Raw genomic sequence first — 26,372 nt, 5'->3', positions numbered from 1 at the left:
TTCGGGGGCAAGGCGTGCCGTTGGATTGTTCACTCTGAATGAGGCGCTGCGCCTGCCTGGTTCAGAACCAGGTCAGGCCCACCCCGATGATCGCCCCGGTGATGAACAGCTGGATCAGGCAGAAGCCCATGATGTCCTTCGCCTTCAGCCCGGCGATGGCCAGCACCGGAAGGGCCCAGAAGGGCTGCAGCAGGTTGGTCCAGGCATCCCCCCAGGCCACCGCCATGGCGACGCGTGGGATATCCACGCCAAGCGCTTCGGCGGCCGGCAGCATGACGGGTGCCTGAACCGCCCACTGGCCGCCACCCGAAGGCACGAACAGGTTGACGATGCCGGCACTGATGAACGACCAGAACGGCAGTGAGGTTTCAGTGGCGAACGAGACCAGTGCCTCGGACATGGTGGCGGCAAGCCCGGACTGCACCATGATCGCCATGATCCCGGCGTAGAAGGGGAACTGGATGACGATGCCGGCCCCGCCCTTGATCGCCTCGTTCAGGCTTGTCAGCAGGTTGCGCGGGGTGCGGTGCAGCACGATGGCCACGAACAGGAACAGCATGTTGACGACATTTAGATTCAAGCCGCCGCCACGCAGTGCGAAATGGTCGAGCAAAAACAGCAGCCCTGGAATGCCTACCAGCCAGGCGAGGATCACGCTGTTCTCAAGACGCTCCGCCGGTCGCGTGATGCGTACGCGGGACGTGTCATCCTCCTCCAGCAGCTTGGGGTCGACGTAGACGCTGTCCTTGTCATCGGGAAGCATCAGGCGGTTGACCAGCGGAATCGAAATGAACAGACACACCACGATGGCCAGATTGAAGAAGGCGAAGATCGTCGAGCCGGTGCCGATCACGCCAATCTGGTCGGCACTGAAGTGGCCGTCGGTGGCAATCGTCAACGGGATGGAGCCGGCAAGCCCGCCATGCCAGACCACGAAGCCCGAGTAGGCGCTGGCAACAAGCAGCCGATAGTCGACGCGCACCAGGCGCGCCAGCTCTTTGGCGAACAGCGCGCCCACCACCAGCCCGAAGCCCCAGTTGATCCAGCTGGCGGCAAGTGACACATAGGTCACCAGCAGGATGGCGCCACCCGGGCCCTTGGCGAGGCTGGCGAGTTTCTGCAGCAGCTTCTTCACGGGGGGAGAGCTTGCCAGCATGAAACCGGTGACCAGCACCAGCAGCATCTGCATGGAGAACGTCAGTAAGCTCCAGAAGCCATCGCCCCAGAAGCGCAGCACCGCCAGTGGCGTCTGGCGCTCCACGGCGATGGCCGCAGTGGCGGCGATGATCGTCAAGAGCAATACGAAGATATAGGGGTCGGGCAGGTAGCGGTCGACCAGCTTCACGGCCGGTTTTGATAAGGCCTTTAGCATCATGAGCTCCCTTGAAATTTTCAGTCTCTGGCGTGCCCCAGGAAAATAGCGCACGTTCAGTGGCTTGCGCCACTTTTCCCTCAACGCTTGCAAGATCGTCAGGGGACATTTCCACGCTCGCTTGCCGCGTCCGGACGGGTTCCGGCCGACCAGTGGTGGCGGCGATGATGCAGGTAGTAGCCGCCGAGCACCCAGGAGCGCACCGTGGCGAAGGCCAGGAAGGCGGCCCACAAGCCATGGTTCAAGTGCTCGGGTGCCATCAGTGCCTCAAGCAGCCACCAGGTCGGCAGGTAGGCGACGAGACCGGCAAAGATGCTGTTGCGCATCTCGCGAATCGCCGTGGCGCCGATGAACACCCCGTCGAGCAGGTAACTCCACACCGCGATCAGCGGCATCACCACCATCCACGGCAGATAACTTGCGGCGGTTTCGCGGACCTCGGGCAGGCCTGTGAGCAGTGCGATGAGCGAGGCGCCTCCCATCACGAAGGCAAGCGAAAAAAGTCCTGCGGTCGCAAGCGAGAACCAGGCGGCGCTGCGCACCGTAGCGCCAAACTCGTCCCAGCGTTGGCGTCCTACCGAACGACCGACCAGCGCTTCGGTGGCGTGGGCGAAGCCATCCAGTGCGAAGCTCGTCAGCATGATGAACTGCATCAGTACCGCATTGGCGGCCAGCACGGTATCACCCTGCGCGGCCCCCTGCGCGGTGAAAAAGGCCATGGCGAACAGCAGGCCCAGAGTGCGCACGAACAGGTTGGCGTTGACCTGGAAGAGCTCTGCATAGGCGGCAAGGGCCAACAGCCTTTCGCGCAGGAAGCGGCCCGACAGCACCCGCAGCTGCCGGCTGACCAGCCACAGCCCGAACGTCAGCGCCGTATAGTCGGCGATGACCGTGGCCCAGGCCACGCCGTCGCTGGTCATCCCGAGCCCGACCACGAAGAGCAGGTCGAGGAGGATATTGACGCCATTGGTCAGCACCAGGATGCCGAGTGTCACTCGAGAATTCTGCTGGCCGAGGAACCAGCCGAGGATGGCATAGTTGGCGAGCACCGCCGGTGCCGAGAGGATGCGAATCCGGGCGTACTCCGCCGCCAGTTCGGTGGCTACCTTGCTGCCATCGAGCAACCAGAGCCCGAGGCCGATCAAGGGAGAGGAGAAGACGATCAACAGCGCGCCGATGCCTGCCGCCATCAGCAGTGACTGGCCCAGCAGGTTGCGCACGTCGCCGTCGCTTTCGCGCCCCACTGCCTGGGAGGTCAGGCCGGTGGTGCCCATGCGCAGGAAACCGAAGCCCCAGTAGAGGAAGCTGAATAGCGTAGCGCCAAGCGTCACCCCAGCGAGATAGCGCGAATCTGGCAGGTGGCCGACCACGGCGGTGTCCACCAGGCCCAGCAGCGGTACACTGATATTGGACAAGATAATCGGCCAGGCAAGCGTCCAGATTCGCTGACGGGCGATGTCGGTGTGAACAGATGACGAGGCCATGGCGGCTTCCGGCATGCATGAAGCCGCTCAGCATGGCGCTCCAGCACGGGAGACGCAACCGCTTCGCACTGTGCTCATCACCTATTGCCCCTGGATCGCCATGCTGGCCTTGGGCGCCGCGACAAAGCGGGCTACCTTAGTCATCAGGTTATCTTCGTCATCAGGCTAACGTGGATCACTTGGCGCGCTGGGGCGGTGCCCGGCATGGTAACCTGGCCCAATGTGCCGGGTAGGCAGAACAAGGGGAACGACATGAAACGATCTGGCAAGCGCACGACCTTGCTTACCAGCCTGACGCTGGCCGTCATGCTGGTAAGCCTTCCAGCGGTGGCACAGGAGCAACACCAGCGACACAACCTGGAAACCCAGCCGGGCGGCGGAGCGATGATCCTGGATGCTCTGGTGGCTCGCCCGTTGCTGGCGGCGGCCACCTTGGGGGGAACGGCACTGTTCGTGGTGTCACTGCCGTTTTCTGCGCTGGGCGGCAATATGGAAGGGGTGGCCGAGACGCTGGTCATGACGCCTGCCAGGGCAACCTTCAAGCGTTGCCTGGGTTGCACGAACAGCCTGCCACCAAGCCAACGCCAGTCTTCCGGCATGGTGGAACCCGACCACGCGCCATGAGTCCTGCTTGAGTTGCGCTATCAGGCCGCGGTGATGACGTGGTACTTCTCCATCAACTGCTGGTGGGTTTCCTTGCGCTCCGGGTCCAGCGGAATGCAATCCACCGGGCAGACCTGCTGACACTGTGGTTCGTCGTAGTGGCCGACGCACTCGGTGCACAGGCTAGGGTCGATGACGTAGATCTCCTCGCCCGGCGAGATCGCCCCGTTGGGGCATTCGGGTTCGCAGACGTCGCAGTTGATGCACTCGTCGGTGATCATCAGAGCCATGGGGGTACCTCACGGATTCGCTGGTCGGGTGCCAAGGCGGCCCGGCGGGATTGAAGCGCTTGGGGCGTCTCAATCCCGAGTCGTTTGGTCAGGTATGGTACTGGCTCTTCAGCGTTTCGGCGACCCTGGGATGGACGAGTCCCGTGATATCGCCGCCGAGCTTGGCGATCTCGCGCACGATGGTCGATGAGATATACGAGTTCTCCACCGCCGGGGTGAGGAACACGCTCTCGAGCTCGGGCGCCTGAGCACGGTACATGTTGGCCAGTTGCAGCTCGTACTCGAAATCCGAGGCGGCACGCAACCCGCGCAGGATGATGCGCGCTCCTTGCTCATCCATCATGTCGGTCAGCAGGCCAGAGAAGCCGATCACCGCGACATTGCCAAGCCCGCTGGTGATTTCGCGGGCCAGTGTGATTCGGGTCTCGAGTGCCAGGGCAGGGTTCTTGCCGGGGCTTGCCGAGATGGCGATCACCACCTTGTCGAACAGACGTGAGCCGCGTTCGATCAGGTCGAAATGGCCGTTGGTGATGGGGTCGAAAGTCCCGGGATAGACGGCGATATTCATTCAGTCCTCGAGCCTTCCAAAAGGGTTGTCCACGGCGAGAGACACCGCGCGGGCGAAGCCCGGAATCTTGATGGCGGTGTCGCTGACCTCGAGTTCCGGCCCTTCCAGCACCCCTTCGCCGAAGCGGTAGCGCGCCCGGAAGTGGCCAAGGTCGGCCTGTTGATGGTAGTGGGCGGCACTCTCGCGGATGGCCTCGCGCCGCGCCCGCCAGGCGTCCAGTGCGGCCTCGCCATGGCGCTTGGTGAGCAACCGCTCGGTCACCGCCGGCGACAGCACGACCCCCGTGGCGTTGTTGCCCCCGAAGCCCTTGGCATTGATGAAGGCGGCATCGGCGGTGAAGGGGGTGGGCTCGCGCGACAGCCTGAGGTGGTCGGCGTACACATCGTTCGCCACCGCATCCAGGGTGACAATGCCTGGCAGCAGATCATGGGCGAAGCTGCCAAGGGCGCTGGTCAGTTGGTCACCGGCGGCACTGCCCTGGGAATGCCCGACGAACGCCTTCACGGCCACCACCGGCCAGGATTCGATGCCGTAGGCGCGGGCCACCAGATCGAAGACATGTGACTCGGTGACCCGGTTCTTGGGGGTGCTGGTGCCATGGGCATGCAGGAAGGTACGCTCGCGCAGGGCGCGTTCGCCAAGCATGTCGCGTACCAGCGAGGCGGCCTTGCCCAGGGTGATGTAATTACCGATGCCAGGGGCGGAGATGGAACGTTTCCAGCCGTCGGCATTGACGAAGACTCCCGGCACACTGCCGAGAATCTCGGCGCCGACTTCGAGCGCCAGGGCATCGTCCATCAGCATGATGAACTGGCTGGACTCGGCGATGGTGAAGCCGCAATTACGTGCGAAGGGGCGGCACGCCCGCTGGTAATCCGCATCGGTCAACAGTTCAAGCGCATCGAGTGCCTTGAGGCTGTCGTCGTCCGCCAGTGCGCCCATGGCGCGAAAGCCCTCGATGATTTCCGGGGTGACCGGGGCATCGGCGGTGCCGACCATGACCACCCGGCGGCGTCCGGCACTGATGTCATCGACCCCCAGGCGCAGGTTGTAGAGAAAGCTGGCGCAAGCGCCAAGTGCCGCGCCGGTTCCCCCCACGCTGCCAAGCACATAGGCGTTGAGGAAGTCGGCGGGCATCTGCCCGTACCCCAGTGGCATCTGCTTTGAGGTCGCGCGGTTACCGGATACGAAACACTTCAACAGCCCGCCCCAGCCCTCGTCGTCGAGCTGGCCGATGGAGTTGCCGGCGTAGACCGCGATCTCGTCGGGGTCGAGCTGGTCGCGCAGGGTGTCCCATTCCAGGCCACTGTCGCCCAGGCAGTCGCTGGCGGCGAAGATCGCCATGGACAGGCCGCGCGGGTGGTGCACGCTGCGATAGAAACGGCTGGGCTCGAACCCACTGGGCAGTTGGCCGGCGGCACGTACCTGGGCCTGGCGGGTCTCGGGCAGCATGACCTCCATGTTGCCGGCGGGCACCTCGACCTCAAGTGTGTGACGGTCGATTTCGCGCACCTGCCAGGTAGGCGGCAAGTCGTCGGGTAACTGGCGGCGACGGATGCGAAACGTCAGTGGCGTGTCCAGCGCCAGGCTGGCCTTGCGGTTGGCGGGCAGGCCCGCGGCGTTGAAGCAAGGCGCCTCAATGCGCCGGATCAGCGTATGGTCCAGCACCTGCTGGCGCGTCTGCTCGATGATCTGGGCGGCGTCGAGCGGCCGGCCTTCGGCATCTAGCCAGCTCTTATCCGCCTGACCGCTGGCCAGGCGCATCATCGCCGCCAGGCCAAGCAGCGTGCGGGCCTGAAGTTGATCGGGAAGGGCGTCCAGCACGGTGCGACGAAACGCCTGGTGACCCGAGGTTCTGCCGGCGGGGTTCACGCCGCCCATACCGACGATCACCGGTAAATGTGACAAGCCGGGGTCCTCGTTGCTGTTGATGACTGCGCACCGTCCAAACGTGGCACCGTCCAAACGTGCGAGCCGGATGCAGGTTTCTGGTGATCGATCATAGCACCCGGCCTGCCGCGACGTCATGCCACGACAGGCCTGGTGGTGGGGGTGAAAGGATATTAATCATGAAACGAATGTTTGAATTTTTTAGCGTCGGCCGGTACCATGAAACGGCTGTTTGAGTCATATGAGTGGTTGTGGGCGCGCCTGGTGGCAGGCGCGCCCTTTTTTTCGTGGATGGTTTCCTGTGAATGACGGAGTTGACGGTTGGCCAAGACCGGTGCGGAGGTGGAGACGCTGGGGTCGCCCGTGCGGGGCTGATAGAATGCTGTCTTTTCGTCATCCGCACGGTCATCCGCCATGCAAGTCAGTTCCCGAGCCGTCGTGACCAACCAGCCGGGTCCCCACCAGGATCTCGCCAGGCGCGTGGCCCGTGCCGTCGAGCACCCGCTGCGCAAGCCGCTGGCCGAGCATACCCGTGAAGCCTTCGATCACGCCTGCCAATGGCGTGATGCGCGCCCGGACATGCCGCTGGTTCTCGATGCGGGCTGCGGTGTCGGTCTGTCGACACGTACGCTTGCCCTCCAGTTTGCCGACCATGCGGTGATCGGTATCGACCGCAGCGCGGACCGGCTGTCCCGGGAGCATGGCAAGCTGCCGGACAATGCGCTGCTGATGCGCGCCGACCTGGTGGATTTCTGGCGGCTCGCGCTTGCGGCCGGTTGGCAGCCCGCTCGACACTACCTCCTGTATCCCAACCCGTATCCCAAGGCCGCCCACCTCAAGATGCGCTGGCATGGACATCCGGTGCTGCCGGTGATCCTGGCCCTGGGTGGTCGCCTCGAACTGCGCTCCAACTGGCCAATCTACGTGCAGGAATTCGCCCAGGCGGTCAGTCAGGTGACGGGGACGCAACCCGAGATGACCCGGTTCGACCCGGATGGCGACTTCCTGACACCGTTCGAACGCAAGTATCACCACAGCGGACAATCCCTTTGGCGACTCGAGGTCGAGTTGCCCCACGCCCCCAGCCTGGTGCCGAGTCTTTCGGAACCTACCGAGGAGCTTTACTGATGGCATTCGTTTATCTTGCCCTGGCGATAGTCGCCGAGGTGGTCGGCACCAGTGCGCTGAAAGCGTCCGAGGGTTTCACCCGTTTGTGGCCGAGTGTCACTGTGGTGGTGGGGTACGGGCTGGCGTTCTACCTGCTTGCCCTGGTGCTGCGCAGCATACCGGTGGGTATCGCCTATGCCATCTGGGCCGGGTTGGGTATCGTGCTGGTCACCCTGGTAGGGGTAATCGTCTATGGTGAGCGACCGGATCTGCCGGCGCTGCTGGGAATGGCGATGATCGTTGGTGGCGTCGTGGTCATTCAGGTGTTCTCCTCCGTCTCCGCGCATTAACCTGCTACCAGCCTCTATGGAAGGCGCCATGATGGTGCCGACACTCTTCACCGGTTCTGGAGTCTTCATGCGCTGCGGCAAGCTTTTCGTCGTCATCGCCTTGCTCTTCGCCTCTATGATGCTGCTGGCACCCTTCGCTAACGCCAGCGGTTTCGCGCGGCTCAGTGAACTCGCCGAGCGTGGGTTTCTGGTTAGTGCCGAGGCGCGCCTGCTCGATACCGGCGAGGTGCTGGGGGCCATCGAACCCCGGCGCCAACTGTCACCGGCGTCTGTCAGCAAGGCCTACCTGGCGGCGGCGGCCCTCGACCGCTTCGGCCCACAGCACCGCTTCACCACCCGCCTGGTCAGTGATGCCGAGCTGGATGCCAATGGCGTATTGCAGGGTGACCTGGTATTCGACGGTGGTGGCGATCCGTCATTGACCAGCGAGGATCTGTGGCGGCTCGCACAGCGACTGCACCAGGCCGGGGTGCGCGAAGTCGAAGGCCGACTGGTGATCAGCCAGTGGCGCTTCGGCCCGGTGGAGTGCATCACCACCGATCGCTGCCAGGCCCATTCGCGGGTCGCCAACGCCTACAGCGCATTGCTCACGTCGGCTGGTGTGAACCATGGCAGTTGGTGTGTCAGCGTGGCGCCCGCCGCCACGCCAGGGGAGCCGGCGCGTCTGACCAGCTGCGACAGCCAGGCACCGATCGTCGGTCTCGACAACCGCGTCGACACCCGGCCCGCCAACGGTGGCACCGAACTGTACGCCGAGCGTGTGCTGGACAACACCGGTGACGTGATGGTGGTCAGCGGTCATATCGCGCTCGGCAGTGCACCTCGCTCGATCTATCGCGCCAGTTCCGACCCGGCAGCTCAGACGGCAAGCACTCTTGCGGCGATGCTCGGGCAGGCCGGTATTGGCATTGCCCAGGGCACCACTACCAGCATCGCCGAACCCGCGGCCACGGCGAGGTCGCTGGCCGAGGTGGAAGGCCTCCCGATGCAGGAAGTCTTGCTGCGCGTCATGAATTACTCCAACAACTTCATGGCCGATGTGTTGACCATGACGCTGGTGGATCAACCGCGCGGCAATCTGGTTCAAGGTGGCCAGGCCATCGAGCATTTCGTCGCCGGCATCCCCGACCATGGCCCGCTGGAGTTGCGCAGTGGCAGCGGCTTGACCCCGGAGAACCGGACCTCTGCCCATGGCATCAATACGCTGCTATCCAGCATGTATCATCGTACGGCGTTGTTCCCGAGCTTCGTGGCCAGCTTCCAGTCGCCCGACAATGGCGTGATGCGCTTCATTCGTCGTGGCCCGCCGATTTTCCAGACCCATGTGATGCTCAAGACCGGTACGCTCAACCAGCCCGTGGCCGTGCGGTCTCTTGGAGGGTACTTTCGTACCGTGAATGGGCGCTGGGGGGTATTCAGCGTCCTGGTCAATGGCACCTCCAATACCCCCTGGCTGAACTGGGCCCAGGTACTGGACCCGCTGGCCGAAGATATTGAGCGGATGATCAATACCCATTAAGGAACCATCATGAAGCCCGGACATACCGGTTGGCGCCACCTGGTGCACTCCACCCGCTACTCGCTCAAGGGGCTCAAGGCCGCCTGGCGCAATGAGTCGGCCTTTCGTCAGGAGCTCGGGCTGTGCGTGGTGTTGCTGCCACTGGCCTGGTGGGTTGGTCAGGGGCCGGTGGAGTGGATCCTGCTGGTGGGCAGTTGCCTTGTGGTGTTGATCGTCGAGCTGCTCAACAGCGCCATCGAAAATGTCGTGGACCGAATCGGCACCGAGCACCACGAGCTTTCCGGACGTGCCAAGGACATCGGTTCCGCGGCGGTGATGGTGGCGTTGTCGCTGGCCGGCATGACCTGGGGGTTGCTGGCCTGGCAACGGTTCTTGGGCTAACACCACTCGGTGGGTGCCCCCGGCGGCCAGGCTTCGCTATGCTGGAGATATTCGCCAACGCCGATGTGAGATGCCCATGGCTCTGCCTGACGACTTCCTGCCGCTCACCGATATCCCCGAGCCTCTCGTGGCGCCATTGCGGCACGTCCACGAGCGACTGGCCCAGTCGCTGGAACAGGCCGATAACCTGGCCGGGATGAGCGCGCGGGAGTCGCCCCTGGAGGATTGGCTGGGGTTGTCGGAGTCGCGACGCAAGCAGATGGCGCGGGTGCTGGCGATTTCCGACTTCGTCGCCGAGACCCTGGTGCGCTACCCGGAATGGTTGCTGCATCTGGATGCCAGTGGCGAACTGGATGCCGCGCCCGACGAGCAGACCCTGAGAGCCTGGCTCGATGAGCGGCTCGAGGATGCCGAGGACGAGGCCGCTCTGCATGCCGCCATACGCCGCTTTCGCCGCGCGCGAATGACCGGCATCGTGTGGCGCGACCTGACACGCCCGCCCGGAGTCGACATGTGGGCCACGGCCGCACAGGTCTCAAGACTCGCCGAGACTTGCCTGGAGGGGGCGCTGGCCTGGCTCGAACGCTATCTCGAACCGCGCTGGGGAAACCCGGCGGTGCGCCAGGACGGGAGCGAGCAACGCCTGGTGGTGCTCGGCATGGGCAAGCTCGGCGCGGGCGAACTCAATCTCTCTTCGGATATTGATCTGATCTTCGCCTTTCCCGAGAAAGGCGATACCGAAGGGGGGCGAAAGTCGCTCGAGCATCAGGAATACTTCACCAAGCTTGGCCAGAAACTGATCAGCGCCCTGGACGCGGTGACCGCCGATGGCTTCGCCTTTCGTGTCGACATGCGCCTGCGTCCGCTGGGCGACGGCGGGCCGCTGGTCGGCAACTTCTCCTCGCTGGCCGCCTATTACCAGGATCAGGGCCGCGAGTGGGAACGCTACGCCATGCTCAAGGCCAGGCCCGTGGCCGGTGACGTCGAGGCGGGCGGCGAGTTGCTGGCAAGCCTGCGTCCCTTCGTCTATCGCAAGTATCTCGATTTTGGCGCCATCGAATCGCTGCGTGAGCTCAAGGGCATGATCAATCGCGAGGTTCGCCGCCGGGGCATGCAAGGCAATATCAAGCTGGGGCCTGGCGGTATCCGCGAAGTCGAGTTCGTGGTTCAGGCCTTTCAGCTGATCCGTGGCGGACGCGATACTGAACTGCAGGTCACGTCGCTGAAGACCGCATTGAGGCGCTTGCCGGAGCTGGGGCTTCTGCCTCAGGAGGTGGTCGATGAACTCGAGCCGGACTATGTCTTGCTGCGCGACCTGGAGCACGCGCTTCAGGCGCTCGAGGATCGCCAGACCCAGAGCCTGCCCGACGACGAGACCGACCGCGAACGCGTGGCACTGGCCCTGGATATGCAGGACTGGCCCGCACTGATGGCACGGCTAGACGAGGTGCGTGGCCGGGTGCGGCGTCATTTCGATGCGGTGGTCGCCGACCCCGAAGACGAGCTGGAAGACGACGAGGAGGCTGACACGCGGAATGCCGAGGCACAGGGCGTTTCGCTGGAGAGCTGGCGCGCCTTGTGGCGTGGTGAATTCGACGAGACCGAGGGGCGCGAATTGTTCCAGAGTGCCGACTTCGCCGACCCCGCTGGCTCGCTGCGTCGCCTCAATGCCCTTGGCCAGTCGCGTCAGGTGCAGAGCATGCAGCGTATCGGCTATGAACGCCTGGAGGCGCTGATGCCGATGCTGCTGGACGCCGTGGCGGGCAGTGAAGCCCCGGATATCGCGCTCGAGCGGGTATTGCCGTTGATCGAATCGGTGTTGCGGCGCACCGCCTACCTGGCGTTGCTGCGCGAGAACCCCGATGCGCTCGGCCACCTGATGACGCTGTGTTCGGCGAGCCCATGGATCGCCGAACAGATCGCGCGCTACCCGATCCTGCTCGATGAGCTGTTGACGCCCGATACGCTCTACACGCCGGCCGACAAGTCGCGGCTCTCCGACGAGTTGCGTCAGGCCCTGGGGCGCATCCCCGAGGATGACGAAGAGGCCCAGCTCGAGACACTGCGGGTCTTCAAGCACGCCCAGGTATTGCACGTGGCGGCCTCGGACATTGCCGGCACCCGCCACCTGATGAAGGTCAGCGACTACCTGACCTATATCGCCGAGGTGATTCTCGAGGCGGTACTGGCGATGGCCTGGAAGCACCTGACCCGCAAGCATGGTTTCCCGCAGACACGAGAGGGTGGCCGTGCCGGCAACGACCCGGAATTCCTGGTGGTCGGCTACGGCAAGCTGGGCGGTATCGAGCTTGGCTATGGCTCGGATCTCGATCTGGTGTTCATTCATGATGGTGCCAGTCAAGGCTCGACCGATGGCGAACGTCCGCTCGACAACAGCGTGTTCTTCACCCGGCTCGGTCAACGCATCATCCACCTGCTGACGGCGGTGACCCCCGCCGGAACGCTCTATGAGGTGGACATGCGCCTGCGGCCCTCCGGCAACTCGGGGCTACTCGTCTCGACCCTTTCGGCCTTCGCCGATTATCAGCGCCGCGAGGCCTGGACCTGGGAACACCAGGCCCTGGTACGCGCTCGAGTGGTGGCGGGGTACGCCCGCCTTGCCGAGCGCTTCACCGAGATTCGTGGCGAGATTCTCGGTGCCAAGCGCGACCTCGATGCCTTGCGTGACGAGGTGGTGAAAATGCGCCAGAAGATGCGTGATCACCTGGCCAGCAAGCAGGAAGGCGAGACCTTCGACCTGAAGCACGACCCCGGTGGCATGGTCGATATCGAGTTCCTCTGCCAGTACGCGGTGCTCTCCATGGCCAACGACACACCGGAGCTGCTCGAGTGGAGTGACAATATGCGCATCCTCGAGACCCTCGAAGCCACCGAAAGGCTTCCGGCAGAGGAGTGCCAGCGCCTGCGCGATGCCTATCTGGCACTGCGCAGTGCCGCGCACCGAGCCTCGCTGACCCGCGACCCTTCCCGTGGGCGCGACGCCGATTTTCAGGCCCATCGCCAAGCCGTCATCGACGCCTGGCAGCGGCTGCTGTCCCCCGACGAAGGCAAGTCCGGCTGAGCGCTCCGCGACCGCCATGGCTTGCTGGTCGACGAAACCTCCGACGCCCCGCTGGGAATTCCCGCGGGGCGTCGGCGTATTCGGGCGGCCAGATAAAACATCCAGTTTGGACATTTCTCCTGCCTGGCCTCGTTGCGGCTCAACCTCGGCCAGGCATAAGCTCGCTTCACCAATCCGCAGTACGCGCCAATGTGTCTGGCGGATGGATTAACAACTACTAGAAAAGAACAGGAGAGTCGCATGCTCAAGAAGACAATTATCACAGCATCAATGCTTGCCGTTTCGGTGACAGCCGCCCAGGCTGATACCTACCGAATCGGCATTACCCAGAACAACGTCGGCGTCGATAGCTACCAGACCACCTACGAAAGTGCCTTCGAGGATGCCGCTGAAGAAGCCGGTAATGTCGATATCGTGGTGCTCGATGCCGGCGGTGATGTCGCACGCCAGATTGGTCAGATGCAGGATCTTATCCAGCAGCAGGTCGATGCCATCATCATCTGGCCGACCAACGGTCAGGCGGTCATTCCCGCCATTCGCCAGGCACATCAAGCCGGGATCCCCGTGGTGGTGACCAACTCGAAGATTGCCGAAGCGGGTCTCGACTTCATTGCTGCCTTTTCCGGCCCGGACAACGTCCAGCAGGGCATATCATCCGCCGAGATGATGTGTGATGCCCTGGATGGCGAGGGTCAGATCGTGCAGATATCCGGCCAGCCGGGCTACACCACCGCCATCGAGCGCGCGACGGGGTTCGAGGAGCGCCTTGCCGAAGCCTGCCCAGGCGTCGAGTTGCTGGAGACCCAGCCGGGTAACTGGAACCGTGAACGTGCCCAGCGCGTGATGGAGGATTTTCTCACCAAATACGACCGTATCGATGGCGTCTACGCCGGTGACGACAACATGGGCGTTGGCGCTTTGAATGCCGCCAAGGGGGCCGATCGCGCCGACGAGATCATCTTCATCGGTGCCACCAACTTCGCCGTGGGCTATGACGCCATCGAGCGTGGCGAGTACTACGGCTCCATCTACCAGTCTCCGGTGGATGATGCCGAAGCGGCACTGCAGACGGCCCTCGATGTGCTGGCGGGAGAGGACGTGCCGAAGATGAATTTCTTCGAGACGCCCAAAATCACTGCCGAAAATCTCGGCGAGTTCGATCGTCCGGTTTTCTGAAGGCTGAGCAGGCTGCCCGGAGGTGTGCGGTGATCGATAGCCGCCTCCGGGAGTCAGCACGTGCCTGGTCGCAGGGGTTCCTGCGTCGGGCACATGGCAAGCAGCAACGCGTGGCATGGTGACGCATGGCGCTTGCCAGAGCCTTTCGAGGTGACTCCCATACAGGTGATTAGCATGGCTTCTGCAGAACAACCCAAACCCGGTCTGCCGACCGGAAAGCTCAACAAGGCGGGCTTGATGAGTTTTCTATCGGCCCAGGGAATACTCGTTTTCTTCCTGCTCGGCATGATCGTCTTCTCATTCTTTTCCGAGCAGTTTCTTTCTCAGTCGAACATCATGACCGTGGTAAGACAGGCCTCGATCATCGGTATCATTGCCGTGGGTGTCACGGTGGTGATTATCGGCGGAAACCTGGACCTTTCCGTGGGGTCGATGCTGTCATTCTCCACGGTATTGGTGGTCGACCTGCATGACAAGATCGGCCCAACCAATGCCATTCTTTTGATGTTTGCCTTGACACTCATGATCGGCGCCGTGAATGGCTTCTTGATCGGCTTTCTGCGCCTCAATTCGCTGATAGTGACGCTTGCCATGCTGTCGGCCATTCAGGGGCTGGTGCTGATCTATAGCGGCGGCCAGAACGTCGATATCGCCAATCAGGAAGGTACCTGGTTCGCTTTCTTCGGGCGCGGCTATCTCGGCGGCATCGCGGTACCCATTCTGATATTCGGCCTGCTGGCCATCCTCGTTCAGATCGTCATGTCGCGAACCGGATACGGCCGGCGCATCTTCGCTGTCGGCGGCAACCCGATGGCTGCCGTCTACTCCGGCATTCGCAAGAACTGGTGCGTGTTCAGCACGTATTTGATCTCGGCCTTTTGTGTGGCATGTGCCGCACTTGTGCTCGGCTCGCGAGTGATGGGCTCCCAGAACAACGTTGGACAAGGTTATGAGCTGCTGGTGCTGGCCGGCATCATCCTGGGGGGCACCAGCCTGCTGGGAGGCGCCGGAAGTATCTGGAAGACGGTGATCGGCGTGCTGATCCTGGGTTTCATCCAGAACGGTCTGCTGTTGATGGGTTACCCCTACTACACCCAGTGGATCGTGACCTGGGTGATCATCATCCTGGCCGTGTGGCTGGATCTCGCCAACAAGCGCAAGCGCTTGCTGACGACCCACTCATAAGGCGGAGGCTAGACACATGACGTCACTGAAAGGGTTCTTCCGTGGCAAGACGTCCATCCAGCCGATCTGGATCTTCGTCATCGCCATCTTCATTTTCTTCAGCTTCATGTCCGAGTACTTCCTGTCGCTTGGCAACATCACCAACATCCTGGTGCAGACCTCGACCATCGGCCTGATCGCACTCGGCATGACGTTGGTGATGATCAACGGCAATATCGACCTGTCGGTGGGGGCGACCCTGGGGCTTGCCGCGTCACTGGCGGTGGGGCTCCAGGAAATCAGCATGACGCTGGCCATCCTGGCCGCCCTCGGGTCGGGCATGCTGCTCGGCGCCATCAATGGCCTGATCGTGTGGAAGACCGGAGTCAATGCCTTCATCGTCACGCTGGGCGCCATGCTCGGGGTACGCGGGCTGATCTTCCTGTATACCGGGGAGGAGTCCTTCTACTCGATGAACTTCGCGTTCTCCGACTTCGGTGCCAGCACCATCGGGCCGATTCCGGTGCTGGCGATCATCTTCCTGCTCTGCACCCTGGTGATGCATCTGGTGCTGACCCGCACCGGCCATGGCCGCAACACCTTTGCGGTGGGCGGTAACCCCGAAGCCTCCATCGATGCCGGCATCCGCCTGGGGCGCCACATGATGATCAACTTCATCATCGTCGGCTTCTTCGCCGCCTTGGCGGGAGTGCTGCTGGCCAGCCAGATGGGCGCTGCAACACCCAACCTGGGACGCGACTACGAGTTGTGGACCATCACTGCGGTGGTGCTCGGCGGCACCAAGTTGACCGGCGGCTTCGGCAGCATCACCGGCACCCTGGGCGGCGTACTGGCCATCGGCATCCTGCGCAACGGCATGAACCTGATGCAGGTGCCGGCCTTCTACGTGCTGGTCATTCTCGGCGCGATCCTCATCTCGGTGCTGATCATCGACAAGAAGCTCAATGCGCCCTCGACCAAGGAGGTGCGGATATGAATCCCTCCCAGGAGAATCATTCTCAGGACAGCCATTCTCAGGACAGCCATTCTCAGGACAGCCATTCTCAGGACAGCCATTCTCAGGACAACCTGGCCCATGGCGGCGCCCAAAAGCGCCAGCCGATCGACGCGCAGCCGGTGCTTCAGCTCAAGGGCATCACCAAGCGTTTCCCGGGTGTAGTGGCCTTGAACAACGTCGACTTCGATGTGCGACCCGGCGAGGTGCATGCCCTGCTTGGCGAGAACGGTGCCGGCAAGTCGACCCTGATGAAGGTGCTGGCAGGCAAGCACCAGGCCAACGAAGGCAAGATCATCCTCGGTGGTGAGGAGATGGCCTTCGAGAACCCCAAGCATGCCAAGCGGGCTGGCGTCGTGCTGATACACCAGGAGCAATCGCTGGTATCGGAGATGACGGTGGCCGAAAACATCTTTCTCGGCAGCCTGCCGAAGAAGCCGGGCAACCGGGTCGACTGGCGCAAACTTCGCGAGGACACCGAGAAAATTCTTGCCACCCTCAAGTGCGGTTTCCAGCACGACGACCTGGTGGGCTCGCTGTCGATCGCCAAGAAGCAGATGGTCGAGATTGGCCGGGCGCTGGTATTCACCCCGCGGGTGGTGGTGTTCGATGAGCCGACCGCCTCTCTGACCGATCACGAAAAGCCGGTGCTCTATGACGTGATCGATTCGCTGTGCCAGCAAGGGGTGGGGATCGTCTACATCTCCCACCGCATGGATGAGATCTTCCACCTGTCGCATCGCATCTCGGTGCTGCGAGACGGCGAGTACACCGGCACGGTAAATACTGCCGACACCAACGAGGATGAGGTGACGCGGATGATGATCGGCCGCAGCCTGGAACTCGACCACGCCAGCAAGCCCGGTGAGTTCGGCGAGACCATGCTCGAGGTGCGCAACCTGTCGGTGAAGCGGGTCTTCGAGGATGTCAGTTTCAACGTCCGCAAGGGTGAGATCGTCGGCATGTATGGCCTGGTGGGAGCGGGGCGCTCCGAAGTCGCCGAGACCATCTTCGGGCTGCGTACCCCCTCGGCGGGAGAGGTGGTGCTGGATGGCGAGGTGGTGCAGTTCCGCAGTGCCCATGACGCGGTGGTCAGCGGTGTCGCGCTGGTGCCGGAGGACCGCAAGGACCAGGGGCTGATCCTCGGCATGAACTGCCGCGACAACATGACTCTGGCGAGCCTCTCCGGTGTTTCCTCGATGGGTTTCATGAAGAGTGGCGAGGAGCGCGCCGTCTACGACAAGTACCACCAGGCGATGAAGATCAAGACCCCCAGCTGGCGCCAGAAGGTCGGCAACCTGAGTGGTGGTAACCAGCAGAAGATCGTCATCGGCAAGTGGCTGAATACCCATCCCAAGCTGCTGATTCTCGACGAACCGACCCGTGGCATCGATGTGGGCTCCAAGTCGGAGATTCATACCCTGGTCAAAGACCTTGCCAAGTCGGGGTATGCGGTCCTTGTGATCTCGTCGGAGATGCCGGAGGTGCTTGGCCTGAGCAATCGCATCATCGCCATGTACGACGGCCGGGTCACTGCCGAGTTCGATGGTGACAGCGTCAGCGAAGATGAGCTGGTGCAGGCGATTACCGGCATGGCTGGGTCATCGCCGCCAAAGGCGCAGGCCGGCTAGGCGAATCGCCGCCATCGCGGCGCCCCTGCATGGGGCGCCGACATGCCTCACCTATATTCGAGGAAAGATTCATGCAACCCTTTGTTTATCATGGCCTGCCCTCTCGTGTGGTATTCGGCCAGGGAAGCCTGTCGCGACTCACCGAGGAACTTGAGCATCTCGGCTGTCGCCGCGCCCTGGTACTGGCCACCCCCCAGCAGCAGCAACAAGCCCGCGATGTGCTGGAACAGCTTGGTGAGCGAGGCATTGGCCTCTATACAGAAGCCGCCATGCACACGCCGGTCGAGGTGACCGAACGCGCCATGCGGGTGGTCGAGGAGCTCAGCGTCGACTGTACCGTGGCGATTGGCGGTGGCTCGACGATCGGCCTTGGCAAGGCCATCGCCCTGCGCACCGGGCTGCCCCAGGTGGCGATTCCCACCACGTATGCCGGCTCCGAGATGACCCCCATCCTTGGTGAGACCCGGGATGGCATCAAGACCACACAGCGTACCCTCGACGTGCTGCCGGAAACGGTGATCTACGATGTCGACCTGACGCTGTCGCTGCCCGCCGTCATGTCCGGCACCAGTGGTATCAACGCGATTGCCCATGCGGTGGAGGCACTGTATGCCCGCGACGGCAATCCGGTGATCGCGCTGATGGCCGAGGAGGGTATCCGCGCGCTCGCGAAAAGCCTGCCGCGTATCGCAAGCGATCCCGCCAATGCCGAGGCGCGCTCCGACGCCCTGTATGGCGCCTGGCTGTGCGGCACCTGTCTGGGTTCGGTGGGCATGTCGCTGCATCACAAGCTCTGCCACACCCTGGGCGGCTCCTTCGACCTGCCCCATGCCGAGACCCACACTATCGTGCTGCCCCATGCGCTGGCCTACAACGCCCCCGCGGTCCCGGAGGCCATGGCGCGCATTGCACGAGCGCTGGGTTGCACGGATGCCGCCGCAGGGCTTTACGACCTGGGCCGTTCAGTGGGGGCGCCAAGCGGGCTTGGCGAGATCGGCTTCCAGGCGGCGGATGTCGACCGTGCCACCGAGATCGCTACGCAAAACCCGTACTGGAACCCCCGTGACGTCGAGGCCAAGGGCATTCATCGCTTGCTGAGCGATGCCCAGGCGGGTCAACGTCCGCAAGTCGGCGATGGGGGTGAGCAATGAAGACACTCTTCACCAACGCCTGCGTCGTCACCATGGATCCAGACCTCGGCGAATTGCCGGATGGCCAGGTGCTGGTCGAGGATGCGCGCATCGTGGCAGTGGGCGATGAGCTTTCGGCGGACCCTCGTGCAAAAGGCGCCGAGCTGATCGACTGCGGCGGGGGCATCCTGATCCCCGGGCTCGTCAATGCACACATGCACACCTGGCAGACCGGCCTGCGCGGCGTGGCCGCCAACTGGACGCTGCTCGAGTACTTTCGCCATGTGCATCGTGGCCTGGCGGCGCTGTTTACCCCTAGCGATATTTACATCGCTACCCGCATGGGGGCACTCAACCAGCTCAATTGCGGCACTACCACCCTGGGTGACTGGTGCCATAACAACCCGACCCCGGAACATACCGACGCCGCCGTGCGTGGGCTGAAGGAGTCGGGGATTCGTGCGCTGTTCATGCACGGCTCGCCCAAGCCTGATCCCAAGCCCGGCCAGCCGCACTTCAGCGAGATTCCCCACCCGCGTCATGAGGTAGAGCGGCTGCTGGCGGGCGAGCTGGCCGACCCCGAGGGCCTGGTGACCCTGGGACTGGCGATTCTCGGCCCTCACTACTCGACCCTCGATGTGACTTTGCACGATTTCGCGCTGGCCAAGGAGTTCGGTCTGGTGGCGTCGATGCACCAGGGCGGTGGCGAGGCGGTATCCCCAGGCGGCTGGGATGAGGTGGAAGCCCGTGGCCTGCTGGGCCCTGACATCAACATCGTGCATGGCCAGAGCCTCGATGACGGCCAGATGTCACGCTTCTGCGCCAGTGGTGTGACCTTCTCGATCGCCCCGGAAAACGAGATGACCCAGGGCCACGGCTTCCCGGTCACCGGGCTGGTGCGCCGGCACAAGGGGGTCGTGTCGCTGGGTGTCGATCTCGAATCGGTGCTGTCCGGTGACATGTTCAGCGTGGCGCGCATGGCGCTGGGCATGCAGCGCGCCCTCGACAACGATGCCTCGCGCCGCGAGCAGGGCAAGATTCCCGATACATCGACCATCACCACTCGCGAGGCGCTGGGCTGGATCACCCTGGATGGTGCCAAGGCGCTGGGCCTCGATTCACGCGTTGGCAGCCTTACTCCCGGCAAGCAGGCCGATATCGTGCTGCTCGACAGCCACCAGTTGAACATGCAGCCGGTCAATGACCCGATCTCCACGGTGGTGATGCAGGCGAGTCTCGCCAACGTCGCAAGTGTGATGGTGGCCGGGCGTTTCAAGAAACGCGACGGCCGCCTGCTCGCCGACCTCGACGAGGGGATTGCCGAGTTGGGCGATTCCGGTCACCGCATCCATGCCGAATTGCTGGCCCGTGAGGCGCAATCGAGTCAGGAGACAGAGCAATGACAACACACACAACGACAGCGCATTCCACCGAACCTGCTCGTTCCGCGCACCGGGTGGCCTGGGTAGGCCTTGGCAAGCTTGGCTTGCCGATGGCCGCGCGGATCATCCAGTCGGGGCGAGACGTGCAGGGATTCGATCTCTCCGCTGAACGAAGCGCCCTGGCGACGCAGCTCGGGGTCACCGTCCATGACAGCCTGGCCGCGGCCGTCGCCGAGTGCGACCTGGTGTTCGTATCGATTCCCGATGACCGTGCACTGATCGGCCTGTGCCTCGAACAGGGCGATCTGGTGCGCCACATGATGCCGGGCAGCGTGTTGATCGAGACCAGTACGGTGAGTGTCGAAGCCTCCGCCCGGGTGGCCGAAGCGGCAAGCGCGCGTGGCATCCATTACCTGCGCAGCCCGGTATCGGGTAACCCGGTAGCCGCCGAGGCCGGCACGTTGTCGGCCATGGTGTCAGGGCCCCGCGAGGAACTGGAGGCCGCCAAGCCGGTGTTCGATGCCTTCACCAAGGCCCAGTACTGGCTGGGTGACGAGGAGCAGGCGCGGGTCGCCAAACTGGCCATCAACCTGATGATCGCGGTGAGTGCCGGAATGATGAGCGAGGCGCTGACCCTGGCCCGCAAGGGCAATATCGGCTGGGAGGCGATGCTCGAGCTGATCGCCGACAGTGCCGTCGGTTCACCGATGGTCAAGTACAAAGTGCCGCCGCTTGCCCAACGCGATTTCAGCTCGACCTTCTCGGCTGCCCAGATGGCCAAGGATCTCGACCTGATTCTCGACTGTGCCCACAACGAAGGGGTCTGCACGCCCTTGGCTGCCCAGATGCGCGAAGCCTACACTTCGTTGATCGCCGTGGGCCACGGTAACGACGACTATATCGCCACGGTTCACCACACCGAGCGTCTTTCCGGGCTCGGCGAGCCGGCGCTTGCCCAAAGGGAAGGACACTGACATGCGCAACCTGAATGCCGACAACATCACCGCTGCCGTGAACGAGCAGTTCGCGGGTTGCGAAGACCCGCGACTCAAGACCCTGCTCGATGGGCTGGTGAAGCACCTGCACGCCTACATTCGCGAGGTGCAACCCAGTGAAGCCGAGTGGACGCAAGCCATCGACTTCCTGACCCGGACCGGACAGATGTGCGACGACCGGCGCCAGGAATTCATCCTGCTTTCCGACACCCTCGGGGTGACCATGCTGGTCGATGCCATCAACCACCCGAGCGGTGATCCGCTGATCACCGAGAGCACGGTACTCGGCCCGTTCTACGTCGCCGACCCGCCCCAGGCCAATCAGGGCGAGGCGATCGACTGGGGCGTGGAAGGTGAGCCATTGTTCGTCGAGGGAGACGTGCGAGACGCACAAGGCGAACCGCTGGCCAACGTGGTCATCGATGTCTGGCAGTCCGACAGCGAAGGCTTCTACGACGTGCAGAAACCCGAGCTCGACGGAGCATCACTGCGCGCCCGTTTCACCACGGATGACCAGGGACGTTACGCTTTCTGGACGGTGACGCCTTCTCCCTATCCGATTCCCACCGACGGCCCGGTCGGCAAGATGCTCGAGCTTACCGGGCGCCATCCCTATCGGCCCGCCCATGTGCACTTCATGTTGATGGCACCGGGGTATGAGACGCTGGTTACCCAGGTATTCGCCGAGAATGACCCCTACCTCGATTCCGATGCGGTGTTCGGAGTCAAGGACTCGCTGGTGATGGAATATGCCCAGCGGCCGGCGGGCCAGGCACCGGACGGGAAACACATGGAATCCCCTTATCGCTACCTGAGATACGACTTCGGCTTGAAGGCGAGCTGAACGTCGCAAGCCGCGTAAATCGATTCGCTTCAACCCGGTTGGCTCGAGTCGACCGACGACACCCAAGAGAGGACAGCACATGACTGCTATCAACCAGACCGCCATCGCCACCTTGTTCACCGAGGCGCGTACCCACAATGTCTGGCAGGACCGAGAGGTCAGCGAACAGACACTGCGCGAGCTCTACGAACTGATGCATTTCGGCCCGACCTCGATGAACTGCCAGCCGACCCGCATCCTGTTTCTGACCACCGACGAAGCCAAGCAACGGCTCAAGCCGGCGCTGATGCCAGGTAACCAGGAGAAGACAATGAAGTCGCCCGTGGTGGCCGTGCTCGGCTTCGATACCGAGTTCCATGAGCACCTGCCGCGCATGTTCGCCCACAACAAGGATGCCAAGTCGCTGTTCGAAGGCAAGCCGGACTTCATTCACACCACCGCCTTTCGCAACAGCGCCATCCAGGGCGGCTACTTCATCCTGGCGGCACGGGCGGTTGGCCTGGACGCCGGGCCGATGTCCGGTTTCAACAACGCCGCGGTGGATGAGGAGTTCTTCCCCGACGGCAAGGTGAAGAGCAACTTCCTGTGTAATCTCGGTTATGGTGATGCCGAGGCACTGTTCCCGCGTGGTGACCGCTTCACCTTCGACGAAGTCTGCAAGGTGCTGTAGTCAATCCATTTGGATTAGCTGCAGGCTGCCTGGCAACGAAAGGGGTCGTGGATGACGACCCCTTTTTCGTGTATCCCGTTTCCGTGTAATTCAGAAGAGGCGTTCGATGGCTATCGATTGGGTATTCGTGGTGCTGATGATCGTGGCGGTGCTGCTTACCGGGATTTCCAAATCGGGATTCGCCGGGGGCGTGGGTGTCGTGGCGGTGCCGCTGATCTCGCTCAAGGCAAGCCCTGCCTTTGCCGTAGCGGTCATGCTGCCACTGTTGATCGTGATGGACGTCTTCAGTCTCAAGGCCTGGTGGCGACAACGCGTCGACCGGCTATTGTGGGTGATGTTCCCCCCGGCGGTGCTGGGGGTGGCGATCGGATATTTTACCTACGGCTGGTTCGACGAAGCACTGCTCAAGCTGCTGCTGGGTGTGTTCTCGGTACTGTTCGGGCTGTGGGGACTGTTCAAGCCGCTGCGTGGGCGGGTGATGTCGAGCTGGGTGGGCAGGCTGTGCGGGGGGATTGCGGGCTTCACCAGTTTCATCGCCCATGCCGGCGGGCCGCCACTCAACTTCTACCTGCTGCAATGCCAGTTGACCAAACAGCAATTCCTGGCGACAGCGGTGGTGTTTCTGGCCATTATCAACCTGGTGAAGCTCGTGCCCTATGCGATGCTTGGCCTGCTCAACATGGACAACCTGCTGGTGGCGTTGATGTTGATTCCGGTGGCGTGGTTAGGGGTTCGCCTTGGGCTTGTCATCCAGAAACGTATCAATGGCGAGTTGTTCTTCCGCTTGATTCTTGGGCTGCTGATACTGCTGGGTCTTCGGCTGATCTACGATGGGGCGGGTTGGTAATCGAGATTGGGTAGACGAATGATTAGACAGGAATGGGTAGACAGTAATAGGTAGACAGGAGTGGACATGCGTGGCGATTCCGATGATCTGACTGACCTCGATGACACCCACCCGGAGGGGCCTTACGACAACCTGTCGCAGACACCCGTATCGAGGATCTCCAATACCGAATTCGCGCGATTCATCGATTTCATCGAGAAGTTCGAGGACGAAACCGAAGGGGCGCTCTCGATGTCCCTGGGTTACCGCGAGATGCGCATGCTGCTGCACGTCATGCGCAACCACTTGGCTGGCCGCCTGACCACGCCGACCTCGCTCGCCGATTCTTCCGGGCTCTCCTACGGCACCGCCAAGCGTGGCATCGAAAGCATCATCCAGCGCGGGCTGATCATTTCACGTCCGAGAACCAAGAGCGGCAAGACCGTCTCCCTGCACCCTTCGCCGGCGATGATCCAGGAGTGGGAGGACTACGCCGAGCGGATCAAGGGCATCCTCGGGCCACTTTTCGGCATCGACCCGAAGTCGGATTCCGCCCGCAAGATGTTCCTGGGCTCCTCGGCCCCGGAGCGCGTGATCTCGACGCCCGCCGTGCTTTCGGCTCGTCTCGAACTGAAAGGGGGGCTGCGCGTGCTGGCGCATGCCGACCCGACCTTCATGGCCATGCACAACCTCAAGCGGCAACTGGAATCGATCTTCGGCCTGGAAATTCGCAACAAGGCGCGGTCGATCGATAACCTGTTGGCGGAGATCCTCGACAATTCCCGGCTGGCGAAATCGCGCTACGATATCGTGGCCTGCGATCTTCCCTGGTTCGGCGAGCTCGCGGCCAATGGCGTGCTGATGCCTCTCGACGCATTGATCGAGCGAGATGGCCATGACCTCTCTGATTTTCATCCGGTGGCCATCGAGAGTTCCGGCTATGCCGGCAGTCAGTACGGGATACCGGTGCAGACCACACCCGAACTGCTCTGTTACCGCCGGGATATCCTCGCCGAGGCGCAACTGGCGCCACCCACCACCACAGAAGATCTCGTCAAGGTGGCCAGGAAGCTTCACGACCCTTCCAGGGGGCGCTATGGCATCGCCTGGAACGCCGCCAGGGGCACGCCGCTTGGCCATACCTTCAGTTTCCTGATGGCCAAGTTCGGTCAGCCGATCCTCGATCTGCCCGCCTGCCCGGGGGGCTATGATTTCCGCCACGCCAGTGGCGAGCAACTGCGGCCGATGTTTCAGTCGGATGCTGCCTACCGGGCCTGCGAGTACATGCTGGACATTCTCAAGTATTCGCCACCCAACATTCTCACCATGTCCTGGTACGAGCGTGCCCAGTCCTACGCCTCGGGTGAATCCTGCATGGCCTACTGCTACACGCTGCTCGCGCCGCTGATCGAGTTCGACCGCGACTCGCCCGCCTATGGCAATACCGAATATCTCCCCCATCCGATCGGCAATCATGGCCGGGCGATAACGCCGATAGGCGGCTATGCCCTGGCGATTCCGGCCAATCTCGCCGAAGAGCGTATCGAAGCCGTATGGACGGCGTTACGCCATCTGACATCCGCCAACATGTCCAAGCTCTACATCATGAACGGCAGCCTGGTGACCCCCCGCTTCAGTGTCAGCCAGGACCCGGAAGTATCGGCATTGTCTCCGCTCATCGACATCGTCGATGAGATGGCGAAAAAGGATGTCCTGCAGGCCTGGCCCCGTCCGCCAGTCCCCGGGATTACCGAGCTGATCAGCATCGCCGGCAACGAGATATTCGAGGTACTGGATGGGCGGCGCTCGATCAAGCAGGCCCTGGCGATCGCCCAGCAGCGTGCCGACAAGGTGATGAGGGACAAGGGGCATTATTGAGGCAGGGGGTGAATCGTGAGTTATGAGGGGTGAATCGTGAGGCGCGAATCGTGAGTTGTCAGTGAGCCCCATGTGCCATGGCGGAACATGGGGCCTCTCATGGGGTGCTTATTGCATGATCATGCCGCCGTCGATCATTAGCAGCTGGCCGGTCATGTAGTCAGACTCGGGGCTTGCCAAGAACGAGGCGGTGCCGACCACGTCTTCCGGGTAGGAGTAGCGCTTCATCAGGATCATCTTCGCGGCGAGTTCATCCATCGACTGACCCTGCTTGTCGAACTTGCCGATGCTGACCAGGTCCTTGTCGAGTTGCTCCCACAATTCCGTACGCACAACGCCCGGGCCATAGCCATTGACCGTGATGTTGTGATCCACCAGTGCCTTGGCGCCACCGTTGATCATGGCAAGCACGGCATGCTTGCTGCAGGAGTAGGGCACCACGTCATCGAAGGCCTGACGCGAGAGGATCGAGCCGACGTTGATGATCTTGTAGGGGCCGTTTTCCTTGCCCTGGCTGATCATCTGCTTGGCGGCTTCCTGCATGCCGAGCAGGCAGCCCAGCGCATTGACATCCATGATCTGATGCCAGTTTTCCTCGGTGATATCCAGAAACATCAGTGGCTTGTTGATGCCAGCGTTGTTGACCATCACATTCAGGCTGCCAAAGGCCTCGACGGTGGCCTTCACCGCTGCCTGCACCTCGGCGCGGTCCGTGACGTTCAGCTTGACTGCAATCGCCTCGCCGCCATTTGCCTTGATGCGCGAAACGACCTCTTCGCATCCTTCGACGTTGATATCGGCGACGCACACCTTGGCACCCTGGGCGGCATAGTGCTCGGCAACGGCGGCGCCCATGCCGCGTGCTGCACCGGTGATCAGGCAGTTTTTACCCTGGAGACGCGTGTTATCCATCTTTTCACCTCGTGAACTGGTTCGTTGATGTTGTTGTGGCGAGACGGGAGCTGTCGGCAGTGGGCTTGACGCGCTGCTTCACTCACCGTTGCTGAGGATCATT

Annotated in this window: 23 protein-coding genes; 17 read left to right on the top strand and 6 right to left on the bottom strand. The window is 62.7% G+C overall.

Annotation, left to right across the window (positions count from 1 at the left end):
- Nucleotides 1-61: 61 nt before the first annotated feature.
- The gene (locus tag C6V82_RS13815; protein ID WP_102587421.1) at nucleotides 62-1,372 is read right to left on the bottom strand and encodes a short-chain fatty acid transporter; all 1,311 of its coding nucleotides are present in this window, start codon (nucleotides 1,370-1,372) and stop codon (nucleotides 62-64) included.
- Between the two features lie 98 nt (nucleotides 1,373-1,470).
- Entirely contained in the window at nucleotides 1,471-2,856 is a 1,386-nt protein-coding gene (locus C6V82_RS13810) for an MATE family efflux transporter (protein ID WP_102587446.1), read from the bottom strand.
- Between the two features lie 252 nt (nucleotides 2,857-3,108).
- Here C6V82_RS13810 and C6V82_RS13805 point away from each other — a divergent pair, with 252 nt between their 5' ends.
- Nucleotides 3,109-3,480, top strand: coding sequence for a hypothetical protein (locus tag C6V82_RS13805; RefSeq protein ID WP_102587422.1), 372 nt, complete (start codon nucleotides 3,109-3,111; stop codon nucleotides 3,478-3,480).
- A 20-nt stretch (nucleotides 3,481-3,500) separates the two neighbouring features.
- Here C6V82_RS13805 and C6V82_RS13800 read toward each other — a convergent pair whose 3' ends face one another.
- The 3 genes from C6V82_RS13800 to C6V82_RS13790 form a co-directional block, all read right to left on the bottom strand.
- On the bottom strand, nucleotides 3,501-3,749 hold the full coding sequence (locus C6V82_RS13800; protein ID WP_102587423.1) for a YfhL family 4Fe-4S dicluster ferredoxin: 249 nt from the start codon (nucleotides 3,747-3,749) through the stop codon (nucleotides 3,501-3,503).
- Between the two features lie 88 nt (nucleotides 3,750-3,837).
- Nucleotides 3,838-4,317 carry a pantetheine-phosphate adenylyltransferase gene (gene coaD, locus C6V82_RS13795; RefSeq protein WP_102587424.1) on the bottom strand — a complete coding sequence of 160 codons (480 nt, stop codon included), beginning with the start codon at nucleotides 4,315-4,317 and terminating at the stop codon, nucleotides 3,838-3,840.
- Complete coding sequence (locus C6V82_RS13790; RefSeq protein ID WP_102587425.1) at nucleotides 4,318-6,198, bottom strand: beta-ketoacyl synthase; 1,881 nt, start codon at nucleotides 6,196-6,198, stop codon at nucleotides 4,318-4,320. It abuts the gene before it with no gap.
- 423 nt (nucleotides 6,199-6,621) lie between these two features.
- Between C6V82_RS13790 and trmB the strand changes: the two genes are divergently transcribed.
- The 16 genes from trmB to C6V82_RS13705 all read left to right on the top strand — a co-directional run bounded on the left by trmB (nucleotide 6,622) and on the right by C6V82_RS13705 (nucleotide 25,357).
- Complete coding sequence (trmB, locus tag C6V82_RS13780; RefSeq protein WP_102587426.1) at nucleotides 6,622-7,335, top strand: tRNA (guanine(46)-N(7))-methyltransferase TrmB; 714 nt, start codon at nucleotides 6,622-6,624, stop codon at nucleotides 7,333-7,335.
- On the top strand, nucleotides 7,332-7,664 hold the full coding sequence (locus C6V82_RS13775; RefSeq protein ID WP_180978241.1) for an SMR family transporter: 333 nt from the start codon (nucleotides 7,332-7,334) through the stop codon (nucleotides 7,662-7,664). The genes trmB and C6V82_RS13775 overlap by 4 nt, the downstream gene beginning before the upstream one ends.
- Nucleotides 7,665-7,731: 67 nt before the next feature.
- Entirely contained in the window at nucleotides 7,732-9,183 is a 1,452-nt protein-coding gene (gene dacB, locus C6V82_RS13770) for a D-alanyl-D-alanine carboxypeptidase/D-alanyl-D-alanine endopeptidase (RefSeq protein WP_102587447.1), read from the top strand.
- A 9-nt stretch (nucleotides 9,184-9,192) separates the two neighbouring features.
- Nucleotides 9,193-9,564 carry a diacylglycerol kinase gene (locus tag C6V82_RS13765; RefSeq protein ID WP_102587428.1) on the top strand — a complete coding sequence of 124 codons (372 nt, stop codon included), beginning with the start codon at nucleotides 9,193-9,195 and terminating at the stop codon, nucleotides 9,562-9,564.
- A 76-nt stretch (nucleotides 9,565-9,640) separates the two neighbouring features.
- Nucleotides 9,641-12,646: a bifunctional [glutamate--ammonia ligase]-adenylyl-L-tyrosine phosphorylase/[glutamate--ammonia-ligase] adenylyltransferase gene (glnE, locus tag C6V82_RS13760; RefSeq protein ID WP_102587448.1), complete on the top strand. Its 3,006-nt coding sequence runs from the start codon at nucleotides 9,641-9,643 to the stop codon at nucleotides 12,644-12,646.
- A 240-nt stretch (nucleotides 12,647-12,886) separates the two neighbouring features.
- Nucleotides 12,887-13,822, top strand: coding sequence for a sugar ABC transporter substrate-binding protein (locus C6V82_RS13755; protein ID WP_102587429.1), 936 nt, complete (start codon nucleotides 12,887-12,889; stop codon nucleotides 13,820-13,822).
- A 174-nt stretch (nucleotides 13,823-13,996) separates the two neighbouring features.
- Nucleotides 13,997-15,007: an ABC transporter permease gene (locus tag C6V82_RS13750; RefSeq protein WP_102587430.1), complete on the top strand. Its 1,011-nt coding sequence runs from the start codon at nucleotides 13,997-13,999 to the stop codon at nucleotides 15,005-15,007.
- Nucleotides 15,008-15,023: 16 nt separating this feature from the next.
- Entirely contained in the window at nucleotides 15,024-15,983 is a 960-nt protein-coding gene (locus C6V82_RS13745) for an ABC transporter permease (protein ID WP_102587431.1), read from the top strand.
- Nucleotides 15,980-17,632 (top strand): sugar ABC transporter ATP-binding protein, encoded by a 1,653-nt coding sequence (locus C6V82_RS13740; protein WP_229843210.1) that lies wholly within the window; start codon nucleotides 15,980-15,982, stop codon nucleotides 17,630-17,632. Before C6V82_RS13745 ends, C6V82_RS13740 begins: the two co-directional genes overlap by 4 nt.
- A gap of 71 nt (nucleotides 17,633-17,703) precedes the next feature.
- The gene (locus tag C6V82_RS13735) at nucleotides 17,704-18,783 is read left to right on the top strand and encodes a maleylacetate reductase (protein WP_102587432.1); all 1,080 of its coding nucleotides are present in this window, start codon (nucleotides 17,704-17,706) and stop codon (nucleotides 18,781-18,783) included.
- Nucleotides 18,780-20,165, top strand: a complete 1,386-nt coding sequence (locus C6V82_RS13730) for an amidohydrolase family protein (RefSeq protein WP_102587433.1) — start codon at nucleotides 18,780-18,782, stop codon at nucleotides 20,163-20,165. Before C6V82_RS13735 ends, C6V82_RS13730 begins: the two co-directional genes overlap by 4 nt.
- Complete coding sequence (locus C6V82_RS13725) at nucleotides 20,162-21,118, top strand: NAD(P)-dependent oxidoreductase (RefSeq protein WP_102587434.1); 957 nt, start codon at nucleotides 20,162-20,164, stop codon at nucleotides 21,116-21,118. The genes C6V82_RS13730 and C6V82_RS13725 overlap by 4 nt, the downstream gene beginning before the upstream one ends.
- Nucleotide 21,119: 1 nt before the next feature.
- Complete coding sequence (locus C6V82_RS13720; protein WP_102587435.1) at nucleotides 21,120-21,983, top strand: intradiol ring-cleavage dioxygenase; 864 nt, start codon at nucleotides 21,120-21,122, stop codon at nucleotides 21,981-21,983.
- A gap of 79 nt (nucleotides 21,984-22,062) precedes the next feature.
- Nucleotides 22,063-22,653 (top strand): malonic semialdehyde reductase, encoded by a 591-nt coding sequence (locus tag C6V82_RS13715; RefSeq protein ID WP_102587436.1) that lies wholly within the window; start codon nucleotides 22,063-22,065, stop codon nucleotides 22,651-22,653.
- A 106-nt stretch (nucleotides 22,654-22,759) separates the two neighbouring features.
- Nucleotides 22,760-23,500: a sulfite exporter TauE/SafE family protein gene (locus C6V82_RS13710; protein WP_102587437.1), complete on the top strand. Its 741-nt coding sequence runs from the start codon at nucleotides 22,760-22,762 to the stop codon at nucleotides 23,498-23,500.
- A gap of 66 nt (nucleotides 23,501-23,566) precedes the next feature.
- Nucleotides 23,567-25,357, top strand: a complete 1,791-nt coding sequence (locus tag C6V82_RS13705; protein ID WP_102587438.1) for an ABC transporter substrate-binding protein — start codon at nucleotides 23,567-23,569, stop codon at nucleotides 25,355-25,357.
- A gap of 108 nt (nucleotides 25,358-25,465) precedes the next feature.
- Here the strand turns inward: C6V82_RS13705 and C6V82_RS13700 are convergent, their stop codons facing one another.
- On the bottom strand, nucleotides 25,466-26,269 hold the full coding sequence (locus tag C6V82_RS13700; RefSeq protein WP_102587439.1) for an SDR family NAD(P)-dependent oxidoreductase: 804 nt from the start codon (nucleotides 26,267-26,269) through the stop codon (nucleotides 25,466-25,468).
- Nucleotides 26,270-26,372 lie beyond the last annotated feature (103 nt).

This window comes from Halomonas urumqiensis, assembly GCF_003028575.1.
In the GTDB taxonomy this organism is placed as follows: Bacteria; Pseudomonadota; Gammaproteobacteria; order Pseudomonadales; family Halomonadaceae; genus Halomonas; species Halomonas urumqiensis.
The sequence above is the reverse complement of the archived record's forward strand: the minus strand, read 5'-3'. Positions and strand labels throughout refer to the sequence as shown.

Coding starts and splice junctions, on each gene's coding strand:
- C6V82_RS13815 (WP_102587421.1), bottom strand. CDS start 1,372: ATGCTAAAGGCCTTATCAAAACCGGCCGTGAAGCTGGTCGACCGCTAC.
- C6V82_RS13810 (WP_102587446.1), bottom strand. CDS start 2,856: ATGGCCTCGTCATCTGTTCACACCGACATCGCCCGTCAGCGAATCTGG.
- C6V82_RS13805 (WP_102587422.1), top strand. CDS start 3,109: ATGAAACGATCTGGCAAGCGCACGACCTTGCTTACCAGCCTGACGCTG.
- C6V82_RS13800 (WP_102587423.1), bottom strand. CDS start 3,749: ATGGCTCTGATGATCACCGACGAGTGCATCAACTGCGACGTCTGCGAA.
- coaD (WP_102587424.1), bottom strand. CDS start 4,317: ATGAATATCGCCGTCTATCCCGGGACTTTCGACCCCATCACCAACGGC.
- C6V82_RS13790 (WP_102587425.1), bottom strand. CDS start 6,198: ATGGGCGGCGTGAACCCCGCCGGCAGAACCTCGGGTCACCAGGCGTTT.
- trmB (WP_102587426.1), top strand. CDS start 6,622: ATGCAAGTCAGTTCCCGAGCCGTCGTGACCAACCAGCCGGGTCCCCAC.
- dacB (WP_102587447.1), top strand. CDS start 7,732: ATGCGCTGCGGCAAGCTTTTCGTCGTCATCGCCTTGCTCTTCGCCTCT.
- C6V82_RS13765 (WP_102587428.1), top strand. CDS start 9,193: ATGAAGCCCGGACATACCGGTTGGCGCCACCTGGTGCACTCCACCCGC.
- glnE (WP_102587448.1), top strand. CDS start 9,641: ATGGCTCTGCCTGACGACTTCCTGCCGCTCACCGATATCCCCGAGCCT.
- C6V82_RS13755 (WP_102587429.1), top strand. CDS start 12,887: ATGCTCAAGAAGACAATTATCACAGCATCAATGCTTGCCGTTTCGGTG.
- C6V82_RS13750 (WP_102587430.1), top strand. CDS start 13,997: ATGGCTTCTGCAGAACAACCCAAACCCGGTCTGCCGACCGGAAAGCTC.
- C6V82_RS13745 (WP_102587431.1), top strand. CDS start 15,024: ATGACGTCACTGAAAGGGTTCTTCCGTGGCAAGACGTCCATCCAGCCG.
- C6V82_RS13740 (WP_229843210.1), top strand. CDS start 15,980: ATGAATCCCTCCCAGGAGAATCATTCTCAGGACAGCCATTCTCAGGAC.
- C6V82_RS13735 (WP_102587432.1), top strand. CDS start 17,704: ATGCAACCCTTTGTTTATCATGGCCTGCCCTCTCGTGTGGTATTCGGC.
- C6V82_RS13730 (WP_102587433.1), top strand. CDS start 18,780: ATGAAGACACTCTTCACCAACGCCTGCGTCGTCACCATGGATCCAGAC.
- C6V82_RS13725 (WP_102587434.1), top strand. CDS start 20,162: ATGACAACACACACAACGACAGCGCATTCCACCGAACCTGCTCGTTCC.
- C6V82_RS13720 (WP_102587435.1), top strand. CDS start 21,120: ATGCGCAACCTGAATGCCGACAACATCACCGCTGCCGTGAACGAGCAG.
- C6V82_RS13715 (WP_102587436.1), top strand. CDS start 22,063: ATGACTGCTATCAACCAGACCGCCATCGCCACCTTGTTCACCGAGGCG.
- C6V82_RS13710 (WP_102587437.1), top strand. CDS start 22,760: ATGGCTATCGATTGGGTATTCGTGGTGCTGATGATCGTGGCGGTGCTG.
- C6V82_RS13705 (WP_102587438.1), top strand. CDS start 23,567: ATGCGTGGCGATTCCGATGATCTGACTGACCTCGATGACACCCACCCG.
- C6V82_RS13700 (WP_102587439.1), bottom strand. CDS start 26,269: ATGGATAACACGCGTCTCCAGGGTAAAAACTGCCTGATCACCGGTGCA.